At 40.4% G+C, this 20,702-nt stretch carries 20 protein-coding genes; all 20 read left to right on the top strand.

Annotated elements, in window-relative coordinates:
* The first annotated feature begins 492 nt into the window (after positions 1-492).
* The 20 genes from JOD18_RS11175 to JOD18_RS11080 all read left to right on the top strand — a co-directional run bounded on the left by JOD18_RS11175 (position 493) and on the right by JOD18_RS11080 (position 20,650).
* Positions 493-855, top strand: coding sequence for a response regulator (locus tag JOD18_RS11175; protein ID WP_204669114.1), 363 nt, complete (start codon positions 493-495; stop codon positions 853-855).
* 345 nt (positions 856-1,200) lie between these two features.
* Positions 1,201-1,929, top strand: coding sequence for a nucleoside phosphorylase (locus JOD18_RS11170; protein WP_420827801.1), 729 nt, complete (start codon positions 1,201-1,203; stop codon positions 1,927-1,929).
* 93 nt (positions 1,930-2,022) lie between these two features.
* Positions 2,023-3,249: a NupC/NupG family nucleoside CNT transporter gene (locus JOD18_RS11165; RefSeq protein ID WP_239588073.1), complete on the top strand. Its 1,227-nt coding sequence runs from the start codon at positions 2,023-2,025 to the stop codon at positions 3,247-3,249.
* 25 nt (positions 3,250-3,274) lie between these two features.
* Complete coding sequence (locus JOD18_RS11160) at positions 3,275-4,327, top strand: s-methyl-5-thioribose-1-phosphate isomerase (protein ID WP_204669113.1); 1,053 nt, start codon at positions 3,275-3,277, stop codon at positions 4,325-4,327.
* Between the two features lie 42 nt (positions 4,328-4,369).
* On the top strand, positions 4,370-5,098 hold the full coding sequence (locus JOD18_RS11155; RefSeq protein ID WP_204669112.1) for a GntR family transcriptional regulator: 729 nt from the start codon (positions 4,370-4,372) through the stop codon (positions 5,096-5,098).
* 8 nt (positions 5,099-5,106) lie between these two features.
* Positions 5,107-6,405, top strand: a complete 1,299-nt coding sequence (locus tag JOD18_RS11150; protein ID WP_204669111.1) for an amidohydrolase — start codon at positions 5,107-5,109, stop codon at positions 6,403-6,405.
* A gap of 208 nt (positions 6,406-6,613) precedes the next feature.
* On the top strand, positions 6,614-7,468 hold the full coding sequence (gene fba, locus JOD18_RS11145; protein WP_204669110.1) for a class II fructose-1,6-bisphosphate aldolase: 855 nt from the start codon (positions 6,614-6,616) through the stop codon (positions 7,466-7,468).
* Positions 7,469-7,692: 224 nt separating this feature from the next.
* Positions 7,693-8,016 carry a hypothetical protein gene (locus tag JOD18_RS11140; protein ID WP_204669109.1) on the top strand — a complete coding sequence of 108 codons (324 nt, stop codon included), beginning with the start codon at positions 7,693-7,695 and terminating at the stop codon, positions 8,014-8,016.
* A gap of 452 nt (positions 8,017-8,468) precedes the next feature.
* Positions 8,469-9,755 (top strand): UDP-N-acetylglucosamine 1-carboxyvinyltransferase, encoded by a 1,287-nt coding sequence (locus JOD18_RS11135; protein WP_204669108.1) that lies wholly within the window; start codon positions 8,469-8,471, stop codon positions 9,753-9,755.
* Between the two features lie 982 nt (positions 9,756-10,737).
* The gene (rho, locus tag JOD18_RS11130; RefSeq protein ID WP_204669107.1) at positions 10,738-12,030 is read left to right on the top strand and encodes a transcription termination factor Rho; all 1,293 of its coding nucleotides are present in this window, start codon (positions 10,738-10,740) and stop codon (positions 12,028-12,030) included.
* A 118-nt stretch (positions 12,031-12,148) separates the two neighbouring features.
* The gene (locus JOD18_RS11125) at positions 12,149-12,394 is read left to right on the top strand and encodes a type B 50S ribosomal protein L31 (RefSeq protein ID WP_204669106.1); all 246 of its coding nucleotides are present in this window, start codon (positions 12,149-12,151) and stop codon (positions 12,392-12,394) included.
* A gap of 554 nt (positions 12,395-12,948) precedes the next feature.
* Positions 12,949-13,557, top strand: coding sequence for a thymidine kinase (locus JOD18_RS11120; RefSeq protein ID WP_204669105.1), 609 nt, complete (start codon positions 12,949-12,951; stop codon positions 13,555-13,557).
* A 66-nt stretch (positions 13,558-13,623) separates the two neighbouring features.
* Entirely contained in the window at positions 13,624-14,694 is a 1,071-nt protein-coding gene (gene prfA, locus JOD18_RS11115; protein WP_204669104.1) for a peptide chain release factor 1, read from the top strand.
* Between the two features lie 2 nt (positions 14,695-14,696).
* Positions 14,697-15,551, top strand: coding sequence for a peptide chain release factor N(5)-glutamine methyltransferase (gene prmC, locus JOD18_RS11110; protein ID WP_204669103.1), 855 nt, complete (start codon positions 14,697-14,699; stop codon positions 15,549-15,551).
* A gap of 100 nt (positions 15,552-15,651) precedes the next feature.
* A complete protein-coding gene (spoIIR, locus tag JOD18_RS11105) occupies positions 15,652-16,251 on the top strand; it encodes a stage II sporulation protein R (protein ID WP_204669102.1) in 600 nt (199 codons plus the stop codon).
* 63 nt (positions 16,252-16,314) lie between these two features.
* A complete protein-coding gene (locus JOD18_RS11100; protein WP_204669101.1) occupies positions 16,315-16,743 on the top strand; it encodes a hypothetical protein in 429 nt (142 codons plus the stop codon).
* Positions 16,744-17,040: 297 nt separating this feature from the next.
* A complete protein-coding gene (locus JOD18_RS11095) occupies positions 17,041-18,054 on the top strand; it encodes an L-threonylcarbamoyladenylate synthase (protein WP_204669100.1) in 1,014 nt (337 codons plus the stop codon).
* Positions 18,055-18,153: 99 nt separating this feature from the next.
* Positions 18,154-18,663: a manganese efflux pump MntP gene (locus tag JOD18_RS11090; RefSeq protein ID WP_204669186.1), complete on the top strand. Its 510-nt coding sequence runs from the start codon at positions 18,154-18,156 to the stop codon at positions 18,661-18,663.
* Between the two features lie 97 nt (positions 18,664-18,760).
* On the top strand, positions 18,761-19,324 hold the full coding sequence (locus tag JOD18_RS11085; RefSeq protein WP_275582995.1) for a low molecular weight protein arginine phosphatase: 564 nt from the start codon (positions 18,761-18,763) through the stop codon (positions 19,322-19,324).
* A gap of 27 nt (positions 19,325-19,351) precedes the next feature.
* Positions 19,352-20,650: a methyl-accepting chemotaxis protein gene (locus JOD18_RS11080; RefSeq protein WP_204669099.1), complete on the top strand. Its 1,299-nt coding sequence runs from the start codon at positions 19,352-19,354 to the stop codon at positions 20,648-20,650.
* The last annotated feature ends 52 nt before the right edge of the window (positions 20,651-20,702 follow it).

Genomic DNA, 20,702 nt, shown 5'->3' with positions numbered 1-20,702 from the left:
AGGGTGTTTTTTCATATGAAAAGGATGGCGGTAATCTGGGAAAGCAGCAAGGAACTATAGTATGCGGACATAGCCGGGGAATTCGCCCTCCATTCATCAATAGCAGAAATGACGGACAAAAAAAGAGTAAAGCTCAATGAGTTGTCCGTCAAAACGAAAATGACGGACAAAAAAGCGAAAATCCTCGAAAATTTGTTCATCATAACGAATTCTGCAAATACAACTAAAAGCCGCACGTCAGTTATACCAGACAGCAATCACAAAAAAGAAGTTTCATTGCTTATTGCTCAATAATCAGTAACCGCTTTCAAAAAAATACTAAATCTTATCGGTTTGCTATGTTATAATGAAATTTATAATTTCTTATAGTAAAATGTTGCAGGAATTTCGTAAGATATGGCGAATTTAAACTATATAGAACTGCCGTTAGCGATTATTTGTCGTTCCAAATAAACAAACTATCCTAGAAAATGTTAGAAGGGGTTAATTCATATGGAAAAAACGGTTCTAGTTGTAGACGATCAGGTAGGAATACGATTGCTTTTGGAAGAAGTCATTAGCCAGGAGAGCTATCGGGTAGAACTTGCTGTAAATGGTAAAGAAGCATTTGAAAAAATCACCCAGCAACAGCCGGATTTAATTATGTTAGATTATAAACTGCCTATTATTGATGGACCGACACTGCTCACTATGCTTCAAAAAGAAGGTTATCATATTCCTGTTATTATGATGAGTGGGCTGCCTGAGAAGGCAAAAGCAGACGTTCAGCACTCAAGTATGATCCATAAAGTCATAGAAAAGCCGTTTCAACTAAACGATATTCGTGAACTAGTCGCTACCGTTTTACAGAAATAATGTTAACGGATGATCTATTTGTTTAAGTTGTAAATTGTCTGATAGCTCATGCCTTAATGTAAAGAAGTCAAAAACTATACCTATTTTTTATCACAAAAAGTCTTTATTATTTTGTGACATGGCCTTTCTTTGAGAGAAAGTACCAGTCATTTAATAATAAGGACTTTTGGTATGCTGTCATAGATTGTAATTCAGTATAAGAAGATACCCTCAAAACATATCGCAATCCTTTTTGACAAAATTAAAAAAATATTGACAACTTTTTTTCGGGAAGGTAATGTTGAAGTTGTATAGAGGTCATACCTCTAGGGAATTTAATAAAAAAAGAAGGGTTGTTTTGTTTATATGAGCGAAAATCAACAGGTTATGCCAACAACGAAGATTCCGGTTCATGGCATTTCTCCTCTAGTTATTGTTTGTGGAGATCCATTTCGAGCAGAATTGATCGCCAGCAAATTGGAAGACGCAGAAGAGATTGCTTATTCCAGGGAATATCGTACGTTTAATGGGAAATACAAAGGGACAGCTGTTACGGTTTCAAGTCACGGCATTGGAGCGCCCGGGGCAGCCGTTCATTTTGAAGAATTAATTAAAGCCGGAGCGAAAGTCATTATCCGTGTTGGAACAGCTGGATCGTATACAAAGGAATTACCGCCAGGCAGCTTGATTATTGCCAGCTCTGCTGTTCGAACAGATGGTTTAACCAAACAAATGGTTCCAGATGGAGTACCGGCTGTAGCTGATTTCCGTGTGGTACAGGCGTTAAATGAAGCGGCTGAAGCAACAGATGTCACATTTGGAACAGGGATGATTGTTACATTGGATGCCTTCTATGCCGGCCCGGTTGAATTTCCGCATAAATTATATAAAGATGCTGGTGCCCTAGGTGCTGAAATGGAATTATCGGCATTATATACTATTGCACAATTACGTGGCATTTCTGCTGGAGGTATTGTCGCACTAGATGGTTATGCCTATGCAGATATGGACTACTATAATCCACATCAAGATCATGTCAAAAAAGCAGTAGAAGATGAGATTTATATTGCCTTAGAGGCTATAGTAACGTTCTAAATGGGGAAAGGTACTCACCTTTCTTCATAAAGAGGCTACATTGTCTAAAAAATGAATAAGAAACTTACTGGGAATACCAGAGAGGGGAAATAAATGAGTTTTATTAATATTGTTTGGGGTCTGTTTGGAATCTTAATTGTTTGTGGCCTTGCTTTTATTTTTTCTAATAATAAGAAAAAGGTCAGTCTGAGACTTGTGCTGATTGCTCTGGCCTTTGAGATCGTATTTGCCTGGTTTGTTTTATCGACAAAGATCGGTTCGACGATATTAATGGGCATTTCCGATTTTGTCAATGTTATTATCGGCTATGCAGATGAAGGAATCGATTTCGTATTTGGCGGTTTATACACAGAGGAGTCTGGTATCCAGTTTATTGTTGCTTTTAATGTGCTGCCAATGATTATTTTCTTTGCCTCATTAATTGCGATCTTATATCACTTGAAGATTATGAAATTTATCTTTAAATATGTTGGTGGTTTATTTTCTTTCTTATTTAAAACCACCAAACGTGAATCGGTTGTAGCAGCAGCGAATATTTTTGTTGGTCAAACCGAATCTCCGCTAGTTGTCAAGCCGCACTTGCCGAAGATGTCTGGTTCAGAGATTTTTGCGGTTATGACATGCGGGCTGGCTTCTATTGCTGGTACGATGCTGGCTTCCTATGCCCTTTTGGGAGTGGAATTACAATACCTGCTAGTGGCTAGTTTTATGGCAGCACCATCGGGTTTGATTATTGCCAAAATATTTTACCCAGAAACAGAAGATATAAAAGAAGATACCGATCTGCAGCTGGCAGATGAAGAAGGCGCCAGTAATGTCATTGAGGCTGCTTCTACAGGAGCTCGAAATGGTCTGCAGATTGCCTTAATTGTAGGGGCTACCTTAATCGCCTTTGTTGCCCTCATTTACATGGTGAATGGCTTTATTGGGTTTGCCACTGGTTTATTTGGGTTTGAAACAAGTTTACAACAAATTTTAGGTTTTATTATAGCACCACTTGCTTTTGCGATCGGTATTCCGTGGAGTGAAGCCGTCATGGCAGGATCGTTAATTGGTGAGAAGTTAGTATTAACTGAATTTATTGCTTATATCAACTTAATGGATAATACAGCACAGTTTAGTGACAAGTCCATCATGGTGATCACCTTTGCCTTATGTGGATTTGCCAATTTCTCGTCAATGGCAACATTAGCCAGTACACTAACTAGTTTAGATCCGAAGCGCCAGAGTTTATTTGCCAAACTATCACTAAAAAGTGTATTTGCCGGTGCCTTAGCTTCTATGTTAAGTGCAGCGATTGCCGGTATGTTCTTTATGTAAGCAAGTAAAAGGGAGGAGAAACGATATGAACGTACCACAAGCACAAGATGTACCGTTATTGGCCTATCTGCATAACACAGTAAGATATGAAGATCAACAGGTGATTTTATTAAATCGCCGACTGTATCCAGAGGAAACGACCTATGTCGTTTGCGAAGACTACCAGCAGGTAGCAGAAGCGATTGAAGATATGACGATTCAAGGAGCAATTGTTATTGCTATTGCGGCAGGCTATGGCTTTGCCCTGGCCTTGAAACAAAATCCGGAATGGTCAGGTCAAACACTTGCACAATATGCAGAGGAAGTCTATCAGCGTTTATTGGCAACTCGGCCAACCGGTCAGCGTTTAAAAGTTATTTTAGATAAATGTTTAACTGAAATTAAGCCGGCTATTGAGGCAGGGAAACAAGCGGATGACGTAGCGGAACAATTAATTGCCTTTATGAATCAAGAAGTAGCAGAAGCAGATCAAATTGCCATCGACTGTGGAAAATATACGGCCAATTTACTTAAAGATGGTGATCGGGTATTAACACATTGTTTTGCCGATTCTGCTTTAATTCATATGCTGTTAGAAGCGAAGAAACAAAAGAAACATATTGAAATGTATTGCACGGAAACCCGTCCTTATTTTCAGGGGGCTCGTTTAACGGCTCATTCGATTAAAGAAACGGGGACAAAGGTTACCCTTGTAACTGACAATATGCCTGGATTTTTAATGGAGCAAGGCATGATTACGGCACTTGTTACAGCTGCCGACAAGATCACGTTAGAAGGACATATATGTAATAAGATCGGGACTTATCAATATGCAGTAGTCGCCCAGCACCACAACATTCCGTTCTATGTATTAGGATATGAAGGTCCTGATGAGAATTCGCCAAGCACAGATCAAATTGAGATTGAATTTCGTCAAGCAGATGAGGTCTTCTATGCACGTGGTGTACGGACAGCGATTGAGGGAATTGAAGGGCTATATCCGTCCTTTGATATTGTATCACCAAATTTTGTAGATGCAATTGTTACACATAAAGGGGTATTTGCGGCTAGAAATATTCGTGAACACTTAGAAAAATAAAAAGAACATGCAGCCGAACGTAAGAAGGAGCGAGATAGACAGATGGAATTAAAGAAACCTGACACCCTGCCAGATCGAATATATCTGACCATTCATGGACTAATCCAAAAGGGAGAATACCCTGTGGGTGATAAATTACCTTCAGAACAAGAATTAGCAAAACAATTGCGTGTCAGCCGAACGGCCTTGCGCGAAGCACTTCAGCGTTTAGAACTAGATGGGTATATTGATCGCAGGCATGGTGTAGGTACATTTGTCATCTCTGCTTCTCCCCAATTGAATGCCGGTTTAGAAAAATTGGAGAGTATGACAGATTTTATCAAATGGCAAGGGTTAACGCCAGGTACGATTAATACTGTGGTAATAAAAGGACAGGCCACTGGACCGATTACTGATTTACTCCAATTGGAGCCTGAAACCCCGATTATTACGTTTGAGAGGGTGCGTACAGCAGATAAGCTGCCGTTCGCCTATGATATTGTTGTTGTCCCAGAGGCTGTTATTGGTGATGATGACAGAGAAATACAACAACAGGAGTCATTCTTTGCTTATTTAGAACAACAACAGAATCAGCAGCTCATTTATTCCAATTGTACTATTTTTGCGGATAAAGCCACTCCAGAGTTAGCAGATAAATTAAGAATAGAGCCTGGTGAAGCACTGCAAGTTTTAGAACAAGTCCATTATACGAAAGGAAATAAGCCTTTATATTATGGAAAAAGTTATATCAGAAATGACGTAATGAAGTTTCACTTTATTAGAAGACGGTAGGTGAACAGATGCAGACTAAAGAAAGCTTATTAATTAAAAATGTAACCATCGTACCAATGACCAAAGATCAAGAAATGATAGAACACGGCTATATTCTGATAAAAGACGGTTTGATTCAGGAGGTTGGATCTGAACGTCCTGCTGCATTGACAGCTGATCAAGTGATTGATGGAACCAATCGAGTGGCAATTCCCGGCCTGATCAATGGCCACACCCATACACCGATGAGTTTGCTGCGTGGTTATCGTGATGATCTGCCATTAATGGACTGGCTCCAAGAAATGTGGGTCATAGAAGGAAAAATGACGGCAGATGATGTTTATTGGGCTTCGATGTTAAGCATGATCGAAATGATTGAGTCAGGGACAACCACTTTTTCAGATATGTACTTTGGCTTGGATGAAATTGCTCAGGCAGTAGATCAAGCCGGTTTACGTGCATTATTGTGTGAAGCGATTATGGAGACAGCTGGAAACGGAGAAGAACGTCTCCAAGCAACAATAGCATTTGTCGAAAAATGGAAACAGGTAGGCCATAGCCGGATTACACCGTTACTATCTCCACATGCACCTTATACATGTTCACCAAACATGATAGAAAAGATAGTCCAAGAGGCTGAACGTTTAGATTGTGCTATCCACACCCACTTGGCAGAGACAAGGCAGGAAATGACGATTATTGCAAACGAGTATCAGGAAAGTCCAATCACTTTGATGGAAAAAACAGGATTATTTTCTCGTCCAGTGATTGCGGCACATGGTGTATATCTATCAGATCAAGATATAGCTATTTTGCAGCAGCATCAGGCTGGACTGATTTATAATCCGAAAAGTAATATGAAATTAGCCAGCGGGATTGCACCAATTGCCCATCTATTAGAACAAGGGGTGCGTGTCGGGATTGGTACAGATGGATCAGCCAGCAACAATGCACTTGATATGATAGAAGAAATGCGCTTCGCCAGTCTTCTGCAAAAGGTTGCCAATGAAGATGCCACAGCCTTATCTGCCTATCAAACATTGGCACTAGGTACCAGTCAAGGTGCACGTGCTTTAGGTATCGATCAAATAACAGGTACGATTGAGACAGGTAAACAGGCCGATATCACGTTAATTGACTTTGATCAGCCTCACCTATCACCAAAGAATAATATCATTTCTCATATTATTTATTCTGTCAAATCAACAGATATTACCCATACGATCGTGGACGGACAAGTACTGTTAAATAACAGACAGTTAATGACCATCGACAAAGAAAAGGTCATTTGGCATATCAATGAAATAAAAGAGCGATTATTGTCATAACCTTCCTGCATAGGGTCAAAAAACCTATGAAGGGGAGGTGGTTTCTTGTTTTTAGGGATAAATGTTAAAAAAAATGAAAAGTAAGCGGTTGAATGAAAATGTTTTGTTGCACCTTGCCCATGAAATTGGTATTCTATAAATGGGTACAATCTTTCACAAGATCGATTGTTTTATCATTGTGTTTACATATATTAAAGGAGGAACAATAATGCCATTAGTATCAATGAAAGAAATGCTTATCAAAGCAAACGAAAATGGGTATGCAGTAGGTCAATTCAATATCAACAATTTAGAATATGTACAAGCTATCCTTCAAGCGGCAGAAGAAGAAAAATCTCCAGTAATCCTTGGTGTATCTGAAGGTGCAGCAAAATATATGGGTGGTTTCGGTGTTGTAGTAGCAATGGTAGAAGCTACAGCGGAAGCACAAGGAACAACCGTACCAGTAGCTATTCACTTAGATCATGGTTCTAGCTTTGAATCATGTGCGAAGGCAATCCATGCAGGATTTACTTCTGTTATGATTGATGCATCACATGATCCTTTTGAAGAGAATATCGCTGTTACTTCTAAAGTAGTAGAACTTGCACACTTCCACGGTGTATCAGTTGAAGCAGAACTTGGTACAGTTGGCGGTGATGAAGATGGTGTACAAGGTGGTATCATGTACGCAGATACAGACGAATGTAAAGAACTTGTGGAGCGCACTGGCATTGACTGTCTTGCACCAGCATTAGGTTCTGTACACGGTCCTTACCAAGGCGAACCAAACTTAGGCTTTAAAGAGATGGAAGAAATCAATACTATTGCAGGTGTACCATTAGTACTGCATGGCGGAACTGGTATCCCTTTGAAAGATATCCAAAAGGCAATTTCTCTTGGTACATCCAAAATTAATGTAAATACAGAAAACCAAATCCAACAAACAAAAGTAGTCCGTGAAGTATTAGAAGCAAACCCTAAAATGATCGATCCACGTAAATACTTAGGACCAAGCCGTGACGCCATTAAAGATACCGTAATCGGTAAAATGCGTGAATTCGGTTCTTCAGGTAAAGCATAAGATAACATATACTGAAATACTCTCTATTCCTGTTAGTTTGGATAGAGAGTATTTTTTATAACATAAAAAATAGGCGTGTAATCGCTCCAGAAATAGGCTCCGCGTTTCATGAAATTGTACTCATTCTCTTCGGAAAAGAAGAGCCCTTTCCTTGCGATGTCTTCCCACTATGCTTTCCTTGTCTGGCTACAAGTGTCAAAAACTAATATTGAAGTAGGAAAGAAATGCAAACTTTTATTCAGGCCAATCCAGGTCTGCAATCCCGAATCCTGATTACTTTCAGCGATTATACAGTCGATGAGATGTACACTATGCTGCAGTTAATGGTACAAAAGAATGGTTTCCAACTAGCTGTTTCTTGTGAACCAATTGTGAAAGAGTTATTTAATCAGGAACAATCCAGGACACAGTCTGGCAACGGGAGATATGTAAGAAATCTGTTTGAACGAGCATCTCGAAATATGTCGTTTAGGCTGAGTGTGATGGAAGATCCTACTTATGAACAATTGACTACATTGGAAGCAGAAGATTTTCAGAAGTCTTCGTAAATGATAACAGGTTTAATTGGAATGCAAAAAGTTACTAAATACTGAACGGAGGCTTATTTCCTGTTTGAGCGAGATGGTTAGAGGCGCGTGACGGTGTTTAAAAAGCAAATGACCATCACCACTTGCATTTCGCTGTTTGTTTTCTGTTTTTTTCTGTATAAGTCAGGGAGTCCGTAATGACTGCTGGCAAATAAACGGAAACATTTGGCCCGCATATCGCTGCAACTGAAGCAAATTCCCTAATTTCAAGCAATGGCATTTCTACTGTTTGAATTCCTCCCTAAATAAGCTATAATAGATATGATTGATTTTAAGAGGTTGTTCAAAAAGTCCGATAAAAAGGTTACATATATTTGGTAATCATCGTACAAGCTAAGAATAATGGAAGAATTCGATTGAGAATATAGATGCAGAGGTAATAGGATTGAAACTCAGAAAGCGAGGATAACATCATGCAGAAACTGCTTGTGGAAGGTGGACATTTACTATCAGGAAACGTGCGTGTGAGCGGTGCAAAAAACAGCGCAGTAGCTTTACTGCCGGCAGCCATTTTGGCTGAGTCGGAGGTAATGATTGAGGGTCTTCCAGATATATCAGATGTAGAAACATTAAGTTTTCTGTTGGAAGAGATTGGCGGAACGGTAGAGCGTAAAGGCCAAGTAATGCATATTAATCCAGTCAATATGACGGCAATGCCGTTGCCGAATGGACGGGTAAAGAAACTAAGGGCTTCTTATTATTTTATGGGAGCTATGTTAGGACGTTTTAAAGAAGCGGTGATTGGTCTACCAGGTGGTTGTTATTTAGGGCCAAGACCGATTGATCAGCATATTAAAGGCTTCGAGGCCCTAGGTGCAACTGTTACTAATGAACAGGGTGCGATCTATTTACGTGCAGAGAAATTAACCGGCGCACGAATTTATTTAGATGTGGTCAGCGTAGGTGCGACGATTAATATCATGCTGGCAGCAGTACGGGCAGAAGGGCGTACCGTAATTGAAAATGCGGCAAGAGAACCAGAAATTATTGATGTAGCCACTCTTTTAACAAGTATGGGTGCGAGGATAAAAGGGGCCGGTACTGATGTGATTCGTATTGATGGTGTGGAGAAACTAACTGGATGTATGCATACCATTATACCAGATCGGATTGAGGCAGGTACTTATGTAATTATGGCAGCAGCCAACGGGAAGAACGTGGTGATTGATAATGTGATTCCTCAGCACTTAGAGCCGTTGCTTGCCAAGCTGCGGGAAATGGGCGTACACATTGAAGAAGGAGAAGAACATCTGGTGGTTCACAGGGGTGATGAATTGAAGAGTGTCGACATCAAAACCTTAGTTCATCCAGGTTTTCCAACCGATCTTCAACAACCTTTTACCGCTCTTTTAACACAGGCAAAAGGAACTGGTGTCGTTACGGACACAATTTATCAGGCTCGTTTTAAACATACCGATGAATTAAGAAGAATGAACGCCCAAATCAAGGTAGAAGGCAGCTCTGCCATTGTCCAAGGACCAACACCGTTAGAAGGTGCTAAGGTGAAAGCGAGTGATTTGCGTGCCGGTGCCTCTTTGATTGTAGCAGGATTACTAGCAAACGGTGTAACAGAGATTACTGGACTGGACCATATTGACCGTGGCTATGCCAATATTACAGAAAAACTAAAAAGCCTGGGTGCAAAGATTTGGCGTGAAGAGATGTCAGAAAAGGAAATGCAGCAAATCCAAAATTCATAATCAGCGATAGCAATCAAGCTGTGGGGAGTCAAGGGCTTCTCACAGTTTTCCTTATGGAGAAACCGCCCCTGCAAGAGACGGAATGGAAGAAAACCTCCCCCCTCCTTATTTTTCTGCAAAGGCAGACCAAGGTAAAATGGGGAGGGGCGCAATTTGTAATTATTTTTATTTAATTCTTGAAAAAACAGTTGAATATCTAGAGTTTAGGTTGTACTATAGGAAATAGTAATAACTCAATATACGATCTTCGTATAATCATCTTGTTTTCATTGATAGTGCGTGTTCAAAAAGATTGCTTAAAAGACCGTCATCGGTTAAGTTCGCAACATCGTGTTGCAACACCGATACTAGCACATCGTGTACGTCGGCAGGCTAAAGCCATGACGTCCTGTCATAACGCCTGCACTAGTACGTCCTGTACGTCGAAGTTCAAGGCGGCGCCGCTTTGAGTAACGGAACGTATGCTTTTCATACGTGAGTAACGGACCTGCACAGGAAGTGTTGACTTCTGCGTTGTCCGCATGATGTGGACGATCTTAGTAGAAGTTCCTCTACCGCCAACGCAGAAATTTGGTGCTTCATTTTTATTGGGCTTTTTGAATAACTTCTGATAGATGAGTATTGCTTCCATCTTTTATTCTTCTTGAGGTTTTAAATGATCTCGGTGCTTCAATAAAGTTTTTCAGACTACTTGAACGTTACATAGACCATTCCAAAATAACAGATAGAGGTTTATTAATTACGCAATAGGGATAGCTGGTGCATAGTTGCGTTTTACCCTATGCTGATTTCGTGCTCTTTTTATTGGGGGGACTAGTAGACTTTCACTAAGGAGCCTAGTTTTCTTTTTTATTGAAAGAGCTTTTATATAGATATTATTTTTTAGGTAAAGCTTGTTTGTCAAGGGAATTAAGATAATGTGCTATTTACATTTTGCGGACGATTTGTACTGTAATAAATTAAATATAGGTGTGGTGATTTTGTGAGTGAAGTAACAATTTCAGAATTAGAATCAATGACATTGAAAGAACTGTATGCAAAAGCAAAAGAATTTAAAGTATCTTATTATGCCAAATTAACAAAAAGAGAATTAGTGTTTGCTATTCTAAAGGCACAAGCAGAGAAAAGCGGTTATCTTTTTATGGATGGGATTCTGGAAATTATCCCTACGGAAGGCTTTGGCTTTCTACGTCCCATTAATTATTCGCCAAGTGCGGAAGATATTTATATTTCGGCATCACAAATTCGCCGTTTTGACTTAAGAAATGGGGATAAGGTATCTGGTAAGGTGCGTCCGCCGAAAGAGAATGAGCGTTACTATGGCTTATTACATGTAGACGCAGTTAATGGCGAGGATCCAGAGGCTGCCAAGGAGCGTGTTCATTTTCCGGCGCTAACACCGCTTTATCCAGATCGTTTAATGAATTTGGAAACAGACACCAAATTAATTTCTACCCGGATCATGGATTTACTGACACCGGTTGGATATGGTCAGCGTGGATTAATTGTAGCGCCTCCAAAGGCAGGTAAGACGATGCTGTTAAAACAGATTGCTAACAGTATTACGAAAAACCATCCCCATACAAAACTAATTATTTTATTAGTGGATGAGCGTCCAGAAGAAGTAACGGATATCGAGCGTTCAGTGGATGAGAATGTAGATGTGGTCAGCTCTACTTTTGACGAAGTACCTGAGAACCATATTAAGGTGGCAGAATTAGTATTAGAGCGTGCGATGCGTTTAGTAGAGCACAAGAAAGACGTTGTCGTGCTGATGGATAGTATTACGCGGTTGGCGCGGGCTTATAACTTAGTCATTCCGCCAAGCGGCAGAACGTTGTCAGGTGGTATTGATCCAGCAGCATTCCACCGGCCAAAACGTTTCTTTGGAGCAGCCAGGAATATTGAAGATGGCGGCAGCTTCACGATTTTAGCAACTGCCTTAGTGGAAACAGGCTCTCGTATGGATGATGTAATTTATGAAGAATTTAAAGGGACAGGTAACATGGAGCTTCACTTAGACCGTCATTTGGCACAGCGCCGTATTTTCCCTGCAATTGATATTCTGCGTTCCAGTACTCGGAAGGAAGAACTGCTTGTACCAAAATCCCATTTAGAAAAAATGTGGGCTATTCGTAAAAGCATGCAAGACTCGCCTGATTTCCTAGAACGTTTCTTAAGAAAACTACGTTCAACCAAAAACAATGAAGAATTTTTAGCCGTATTGGACGAAGAAATGAAACGAAAAGGTACAAAAAAACCAATACAACATTAAAATTCCCTTGCAAAGGTTAGTACATACTGTTATAATTCTTCTGTGTGACATATGTGCGATACCGCATGTGAATTTAACTCTGTTTCCAAGGGATTCAGGGCAAAAGGAGTGGATAGACATGAAAGAAGGAATTCATCCAGAATACCGTAAAGTCGTGTTTCTTGATACAAGCTCTGACTACAAATTTCTAACCGGATCAACAACATCATCTGATGAAACAATTGAATGGGAAGATGGCAACACTTACCCATTAATCCGTGTAGAAACTAGCTCAGCTTCTCACCCGTTCTATACTGGTAAGCAAAGAGCTGACAAAGTCGGCGGTCGAGTTGACCGATTCAAGAAAAAATATAACCTTAAATAATCGGTATTTTTTCAAAAGCAACTATATAATGTTAAGAAACAGGCAGGTGGGCTATCCTCTGCCTGTTTTTATGTCTTGACATGGATGGAAGTCAACAGACAGACGAGACAATCAGCTAACTGTCAGCTAATTCTACTCACACGAGATTGGAAATGACGGACAAAACAGCAAGGAAAGTCATCCTACTGTCCGTCACAATAAAAATGACAAACACTAAAAGCCAAAAAATATCTTTAGGTCTGTCATAAAAATAACAGAAAAACCCCAGCTTTTCTCGGCGAAATAAAAGTGTGTTCCTTCCTTATCCCCTCAGCTTCTCTTTACAGTCAGCCTGTATCCTGAATAGTAATGAACTTTGGTAAGCTTGGTTTAATAAAAGTACAACAGAACCTCAGCTAAGCTTCAATGGAACAAGCAAAAGCTCTGTCTGAAAAAAGGCCTGTTTGAATACGCACTATAAATTAGAACAAAGACTTTCTGATAAAAAAAACCTACATATTAAATGATTATTCGTGGTAAAATGAGAAGTACGAAGGTTGGAGGGAGCAGCAAGTATGGATATGATGAAAGAAGCTGGTTGGATCGAATTAATATGCGGCGGCATGTTTTCGGGAAAATCAGAAGAATTAATTCGCAGGATCAGCCGTGCTACATACGGTAACTTAAATGTTGCTATTTATAAGCCCAAATGGGAAAGTCGCTACAGTAAAGAATATATTGTGTCCCATAGCGGCATGGAGATTATGGCCAGACCGATCCAAAAATCTCCGGATATTTTAACTGATATAGAGGAAGGTATTGATTTAATAGCCATTGATGAAGTGCAATTTCTCGATGAGGATATCGTACCAGTCGTTTCCGAACTGGCCAATCGCGGTTACCGGGTTGTGCTTGCCGGTTTGGATACCGATTTTCGTGGCGAGCCGTTTGGGCCAATGCCTCAACTATTGGCCATTAGTGAGTTTGTAACAAAACTGCATGCGGTTTGCCCCATCTGCGGATCGCCAGCCAGCAGAACTCAACGCCTGATAGATGGTCAACCGGCTTCCTATCATGATCCGGTCTTTTTGCTAGGGGCGACGGAAGCATATGAACCAAGATGCCGGCATCACCATGAAGTGCCTAACCATCCAAAGGCGAAATTAAAGACACACCATCGATAATTTTGCCGGTATTCGGTATTTTCTATATACTATAACTTAGGTGAATCGGAGAAAGAGGTGAAGAACGTGTTAGATCGTTTAGAAGCGTTAGAGGCACGTTATGAAAAGTTAAATGAATTACTGAGTGATCCGGAAATCATTAGTGATTCTAAGAAATTAAGAGAATATTCCAAAGAACAATCAGATTTGCAAGATGTGACAGCTGCTTATCGTGAATATAAAGATGTGACTCAGCAGTTGGCAGACGCTAAAGAAATGTTAGAAGACGACTTAGATGATGAAATGCGGGAAATGGCTAAAATGGAAATTAGTGAGCTGTCCGGGCGCCAGCAAGAGTTAGAAGAAGAGATGAGGATCTTACTATTACCAAAAGATCCGAATGATGACAAGAACGTTATTATGGAGATCCGTGGAGCTGCCGGTGGGGATGAGGCGGCCTTGTTTGCCGGTGATTTATTCCGAATGTATTCCCGTTATGCCGAATCACAAGGTTGGAAGATCGATATAATGGATTCAAACACAACCGGAGTAGGTGGTTTTAAAGAGGTAATCTTTATGATCAATGGAAAAGGTGCTTACTCGAAGCTGAAATTTGAAAATGGCGCCCACCGTGTACAGCGTGTCCCAGAAACAGAATCAGGCGGCCGGATTCATACATCGACAGCTACCGTAGCCGTTATGCCCGAGGCAGAAGAAGTAGAAATCGATATCCATGAAAAGGATATTCGTGTCGATACGTTTGCCTCCAGCGGACCTGGTGGACAATCAGTAAACACGACCATGTCAGCTGTTCGTTTAACACACGAACCGACGGGAATTGTAGTATCGATTCAAGATGAGAAATCACAAATTAAAAATAAAGAGAAGGCAATGAAGGTATTGCGTGCTCGGATTTATGATAAATTTCAGCAAGAGGCACAAGCAGAGTATGATCAAACACGAAAATCGGCGGTCGGATCTGGTGATCGTTCGGAACGAATTAGAACCTATAACTTTCCACAAAATCGTGTCACAGACCACCGAATCGGATTAACTATCCAAAAGCTAGATCAAATCTTGGAAGGTAAGCTGAACGAAGTAATTGATGCCTTGATTATTGAAGAACAAGCACAAAAGATGGAAGAAATCGGTGAATAACGATGACAAAGACCATTTATGAGGCCCTTGGTTGGGCTTCTTCTTTTTTAATGGAACATCAATGCGAGCCAAAGGTAGCAGAGATCTTACTGCTGGATCAGCTGCAGTGGACAAAAATAGATTTAATGACACGTATGAGAGAAACAATGCCAGAACAAGCTTATCAACAGTTTATGCACAAAGTAGCCAAGCACGCAGAGACCAAGGTTCCTGTTCAGCATATAACAGGGAAAGAATTTTTTTATGGACGTGAATTTCAGGTGAATGCGGATGTGCTTATTCCAAGGCCGGAAACCGAAGAATTACTGGAACAAGTCCTAACTACTGTAACCAAGAGATCCATTGATTGTGCTGATATTGGTACTGGCAGTGGTATTATTGCTATTACCCTAGCTAAAGAATGGCAGGGGGACAAACAAGCTGTCGTAAGGGCTGTTGATATTTCTGAAAAAGCTTTGCAAATAGCCAGACGAAATGCAGAAGTGTTACAAGCACCAGTACAATTTTATCAAGGGGACTTCCTGCAGCCGTTGATAGAGAAGGGAATCCAATTAGATGTGCTTGTCTCCAATCCGCCGTATATTGCCTATCAGGAAAAGGAACAGTTATCAGAAACCGTTCGTTACCATGATCCAGAATTGGCATTGTTCGCCGCCAATAATGGATTGTATGCTTATCAACAAATTATCCACCAAGCCAGACAAGTGATGTGCACTGATGGTATGTTATTTTTTGAAATCGGCCATACCCAGGCGGAAGCAGTTACAGCACTTATTCAGAAGCAGTTTCCTGCCAGTAGGATAAGCATCTGTCAAGATATTAATGGCAAAGACCGTATCGTTCAAGCACTTCTGTAGTTGTTTTTCTGCTAAAGAGAGAAAATATATAGATTGTAAGTTTAAAAGTTTTCTCGATTGTCCACAATAGGATTAACAAACGTTCTATAGGAGGATAATCATGCGAAAACTTATTTTATTTAGTGTCCTTATCTTTTTAGTAATTGGTTTTTTTCCACAGAAAGTAGTAACTCAAGAAATAAATCCACAAGTTATTCCAGATGAAGCAATCCGCTTGCGCATTCTGGCAAATAGTGATGATGATAAAGATCAAGCATTAAAGCATCAAGTCCGTGATGCTGTTAATGAAGAAGTGACAGAATGGGTGGCAGATATTCGTAATATTGATGAAGCAAGGGAACTAATTGAGGCACGGATCGATGATATTGACAAGATTGTAGCCGAAACGGTAGGTGATCAGCCCTATCAAGTTAGTTATCGAAAAGATGTCGCCTTTCCGACAAAATTATATGATGGTTATCTATATCCAGCTGGTGAGTATGAAGCGATTCTGATTTCAATAGGAGAAGCTGAAGGATCAAATTGGTGGTGTGTCGTGTTTCCACCATTATGTTTTCTTGATTTTTCGTTTGGCACTACCGTTGATGAGGAAGAGTCAGCTGAAGAGATAGATGAAGACAGTGAGGAAGCGGAGAGCGGTAAGGAAGATGATGATGCTGAAATTGAATATACTTTTTTCTTTTTAAAATGGTTTAGTTAATCATATCTCTATCATTTCTCACATAACTTGATAGTAATAGAAAAATGATAGAGGTGAATCGAAATGGAATTAAAAGCAACGAAATACTTGGATCAACAGGAGTATATTGCATTTTTTGATCAGACGATGTCGGCAGCAGAGTATGAACAGCAAAAAGAGGGGGGCTACTTTATTTATCAAGGCGAAACCCCGATTGCATTTTTTTCCTTAATTGCAGTTGAGGAGCAGCTGTATTGGTTAAGGAGCTTAATAATCAAGCGCCATGCCCCTATATTATTACCAGTGACAATCATTCAATCAGCAGAACAGATTGCGTTTGATAACAAAGCGACACATTTAGTTACCCACAGTACTAGCGGCATGTTAGATGAGTTATTCACACAATTAGGTTATCAGCCGTCAGAAAAGGACTTGGACAGTTCATTAGAAGCAAAGTGGTGGATAACTAACCTAGCAAATGTGGGTAAAAAAAGAACTTATACACAGATATAGTCTTATTTGTGCATAACCATGTGCATAAATTACCTCCCATGTACAAAAAGGTAGAGTTATTCCCTAATTGTTGGGGATAAAATAGGGGATTATACACATTTAGCCAATAATTTGTGTATAAGTATGTGAATAGTGTATCCCACTTGCACATTTTTTCACAGCAGTTATAATAAGATGAGACTTATCAGAAGGTTAATGCTGTAATAAAATTTTCATCCACGGGGAGGACATACCTCTCTGTGGATACTTAACGTTACCGGACTTTTCACTACAAAACATACTATATCGAGGGATAACATGAGAACAGAACGAACACAAGCGACAACAGAGGCTTTACGCAAAGCAGCAGCATATTTACAGAACCACGAGGTCGTTGCCTTTCCAACTGAGACGGTATATGGCTTAGGAGCTGATGCGACAAACGAAGCGGCAGTAGCCAAGATTTTTCAAGCAAAAGGTCGGCCATCGGATAACCCATTGATTGTCCATGTCCATGATTCCAATCAAATCAAATATTACACAGAAGAAATATCACCGATGGCACAACAGCTAATCGATCACTTTATGCCTGGTCCTTTTACAATCATCCTCAAAAGTAATGGGCAAGTGGCGCCGACCGTGACAGCCGGCTTATCGACAGTAGCTATTCGCGTGCCTGATCATCCGGTCGCTCGAGCCTTACTAAAAGAGTCAGGCTTGCCATTAGCTGCTCCTAGCGCCAATGTATCAGGTAAACCAAGTCCTACTACGGCAGACCATGTTTATGATGACCTGCAAGGGCGCATTGCTTGTGTATTAGATGGCGGAGCAACAGGCGTAGGCTTAGAATCGACAGTTGTCGATGCAACGGGAGAGATTCCGGTGATTTTACGGCCGGGAGGCGTGACTAAACAAGAGATTGAATCAGTGATTGGATCCGTGAAACTGCCAAAACCTTTAAAAGAGACAGCACAACCGAAGTCCCCAGGAATGAAATATAACCATTATGAGCCGGATGCTCCATTATATCTAATTGAGGGAGACAAAGCTTTCTTCCAGCAGCAAATCAGACGTTATCAACAAGCTGGTCATAAAGTAGGTGTGCTCGCTAGTTCATCGTTAATAGAACAGCTGGATGCCAATGAGAAGTATAATTGCGGCAACCATGACAATCTGCGGGAAGTAGCGGCAAATCTTTATTTTGGCTTACGCTATTTTAATCATAAATCAGTCGATTTGATTTTATCTGAGAGTTTTCCTGCAGAGGGAATAGGGGAAGCTATAATGAATAGGTTAGCTAAAGCTGCCACCGACCGAATTAAAAACATATAATAACAACTCCCTGCATAAAAATGGGACAAGAAGTAATCGTTCTTTGTCTACTATGGTTAGGGGGTTCTTTTTGTGGTGGCTTTATTTTCTATTAGTTGTATGGCTTTTGCGTTGTCAATGGATGCCTTCTCGGTAGGTCTTGCGATTGGCATGCAAGAAATTCGTTTGAAACGGATTGCCTTTATAGGATTTGTGGTAGGCATATTCCATGTTTTGATGCCGTTTGCAGGTTTGTTACTAGGGGCATTATTATCAGATAGAATAGAAGAAATTGCCCTGCTGGCAGCAGGATTACTATTATGTGCGATCGGTCTGCAAATGATTTTACAAACTTTTCTCCAAAAAAAAACCCCTGTTTTAGCACCAGTAGGGTTGGGTTTATTAGTATTTGCCTTTAGTGTAAGTTTGGATAGTTTTTCGATCGGGTTATCACTAGGGCTTTCAGGTATAGCTACAGTATTTGCGATCCTGCTGTTTGGCTTGTTTAGCATGGTGTTTACTTGGATCGCTCTGATGATTAGCCGCAGGGCGCACCGTTTACTGGGTACTTACAGTGAGGTGATTGGAGGGATTATTTTAATTTTTTTTGGTTTACAAATGTGGTGGTAAGGAAATCCTGCTGATATTGCGAATTAAACAAGTACAAGATATTATTAGATAAAGAACAGATATGATAGGTGATAAAGGATCACAAATGGAGGCAGTAATGATGAAGATATTATTTGTTTGTACAGGAAATACGTGCCGCAGTCCAATGGCACAAGCCATTTTACAGGATAGAACAAACCACCAAGTACAATCTGCCGGCATTTTTGCAGCTGCTGGTCAGCCGTCATCTGAAGGTACACAAACCGTTCTGGCTAATCATGGAATAGCTTGCAGTCACCAGTCCCAGCCAGTTACTCCGTCACTGATAGAAGAGTCAGACTTGGTGCTGACCATGACCCAAGGACATCGTGATGTACTGAAACAACAATATCCTTCTTTTGAAGGGAAAATATATACATTGAAAGAATATGCCGATCCACAGTTTCAACAAGCCTGGGAACAGCTAAAGGCTGCCTATGTGCGTTTAGAAGAATTAAAAGCAGCTGACCCTGAGGCTGGACCGGCGATGCAGCAAAAGATTAACGAGTTGGAACAGATTGTTCAGAATGTGGATATTGCCGATCCTTTTGGTGGAGATATCATGACTTATCAACAAATTTATGAAGAAATCAATAATTATCTTGAATTATTGGTAAAAAAGTTGGACAATAAGAATAGATAAAAAGTCATGGTTCAGGAGGATGGGTTAATGGAGAAGCAGAGAAAAGGTTTAAAACTTAGACTGAAATTGGTATTGTTCACTACATTATTAGCTCTTATTACATATTCTACGAGTGCATTTTTTATTTATGTATTACAGGACTATATTCGAGAATTTATCTCTGTTTCAGAAGTAAGTTTTGTATTAATTACTTTATTATTAGGGATTATTTGGTCAGGAATACTGGCATTTATTGCTGCTGGAGTGATTACCAAACCATTGATTGAGTTAAAAACGATTGCTTCCAAAGTGGCAGAGGGGGATTTGAAGCAGAACATTGCTTCACCAAAAACAACAGAAGATGAAATCGGGGCTTTAACGATAGCCTTTCAAAAAATGGTATCCCAACTGCGTTCGGTTTTGGAGGAAATTGATCAACATGCGCAGGATACAACCGAATCAGTACGCCAGATGAAGCAAGCCACATCCCTAACAAAGGAACAAACGGAAGCATTGGAGGATACGGTTAGTCAGATTTCTTCAGGTGCTGAGGAGACTTCTGAAGCAATCCAGCAGACGGCTGAGGCAGTGGATAATGCTACGCGTTTGGCAACACAAGTTGACGAACGGGCAGAAGATTCACAAAATAAGTCAAATGAAATGGTTGCCCAGCTTCAGGAATCAAAGGATGTTATTAGCCGTTTGGTATCAGGAATTATGGTATTAGCAGACAATCAAGAGCTGGCACTGCAAGACGTTAATCGTTTATCACAAAAGGCACAAGAAGTTGAGAATGTTATTTCAATGGTTGGGGATATTAGTGAACAAACCAATTTGTTAGCATTGAATGCTTCAATTGAGGCTTCACGTGCTGGTGAGGAAGGTAGAGGATTTGCTGTTGTCGCAGAAGAAGTGCGCAAGCTGGCTGATCAGAGTTCAGAAGCGGTACAGACTATTTCTGATTTAATTAAATCGATGCAAACAGATGTTGAATTGGTTGTAGGAACCATGCGTACTCATGTTCAAGGTACGCATGCAGAGGTACAGAAAGGAGAACAAACCACAGAGGTCATAGATCATATGGCGGCGTCTGTAGATGAAGTTGCCTCTTCGATTCAAGATATTTCTCAACTGATGAATACACAGCTGCAAGAAATGGAGGCAACACAAGTGAAATCGGAGAATGTAGCGGCCATAGCAGAGGAGACATCTGCCGGAGCGCAGGAAATCCATTCCACCATTTCTGAACAAGCGGATTTTGCGGAACACCTAGAGGGATTAGCAATTGCCTTGGATCGACAAGCACAAGGCTTGAAAGCTAAACTTAGTCAATTTAAGCTAAATTAAAAAGCAGTTTTTTGATGCTAAATGTGGTAAGATAGAAGCACAGTAATAGAGA

It is taken from the genome of Gracilibacillus alcaliphilus (assembly GCF_016909015.1).
GTDB lineage: Bacteria > Bacillota > Bacilli > Bacillales > Amphibacillaceae > Gracilibacillus > Gracilibacillus alcaliphilus.
The sequence above is the reverse complement of the archived record's forward strand: the minus strand, read 5'-3'. Positions and strand labels throughout refer to the sequence as shown.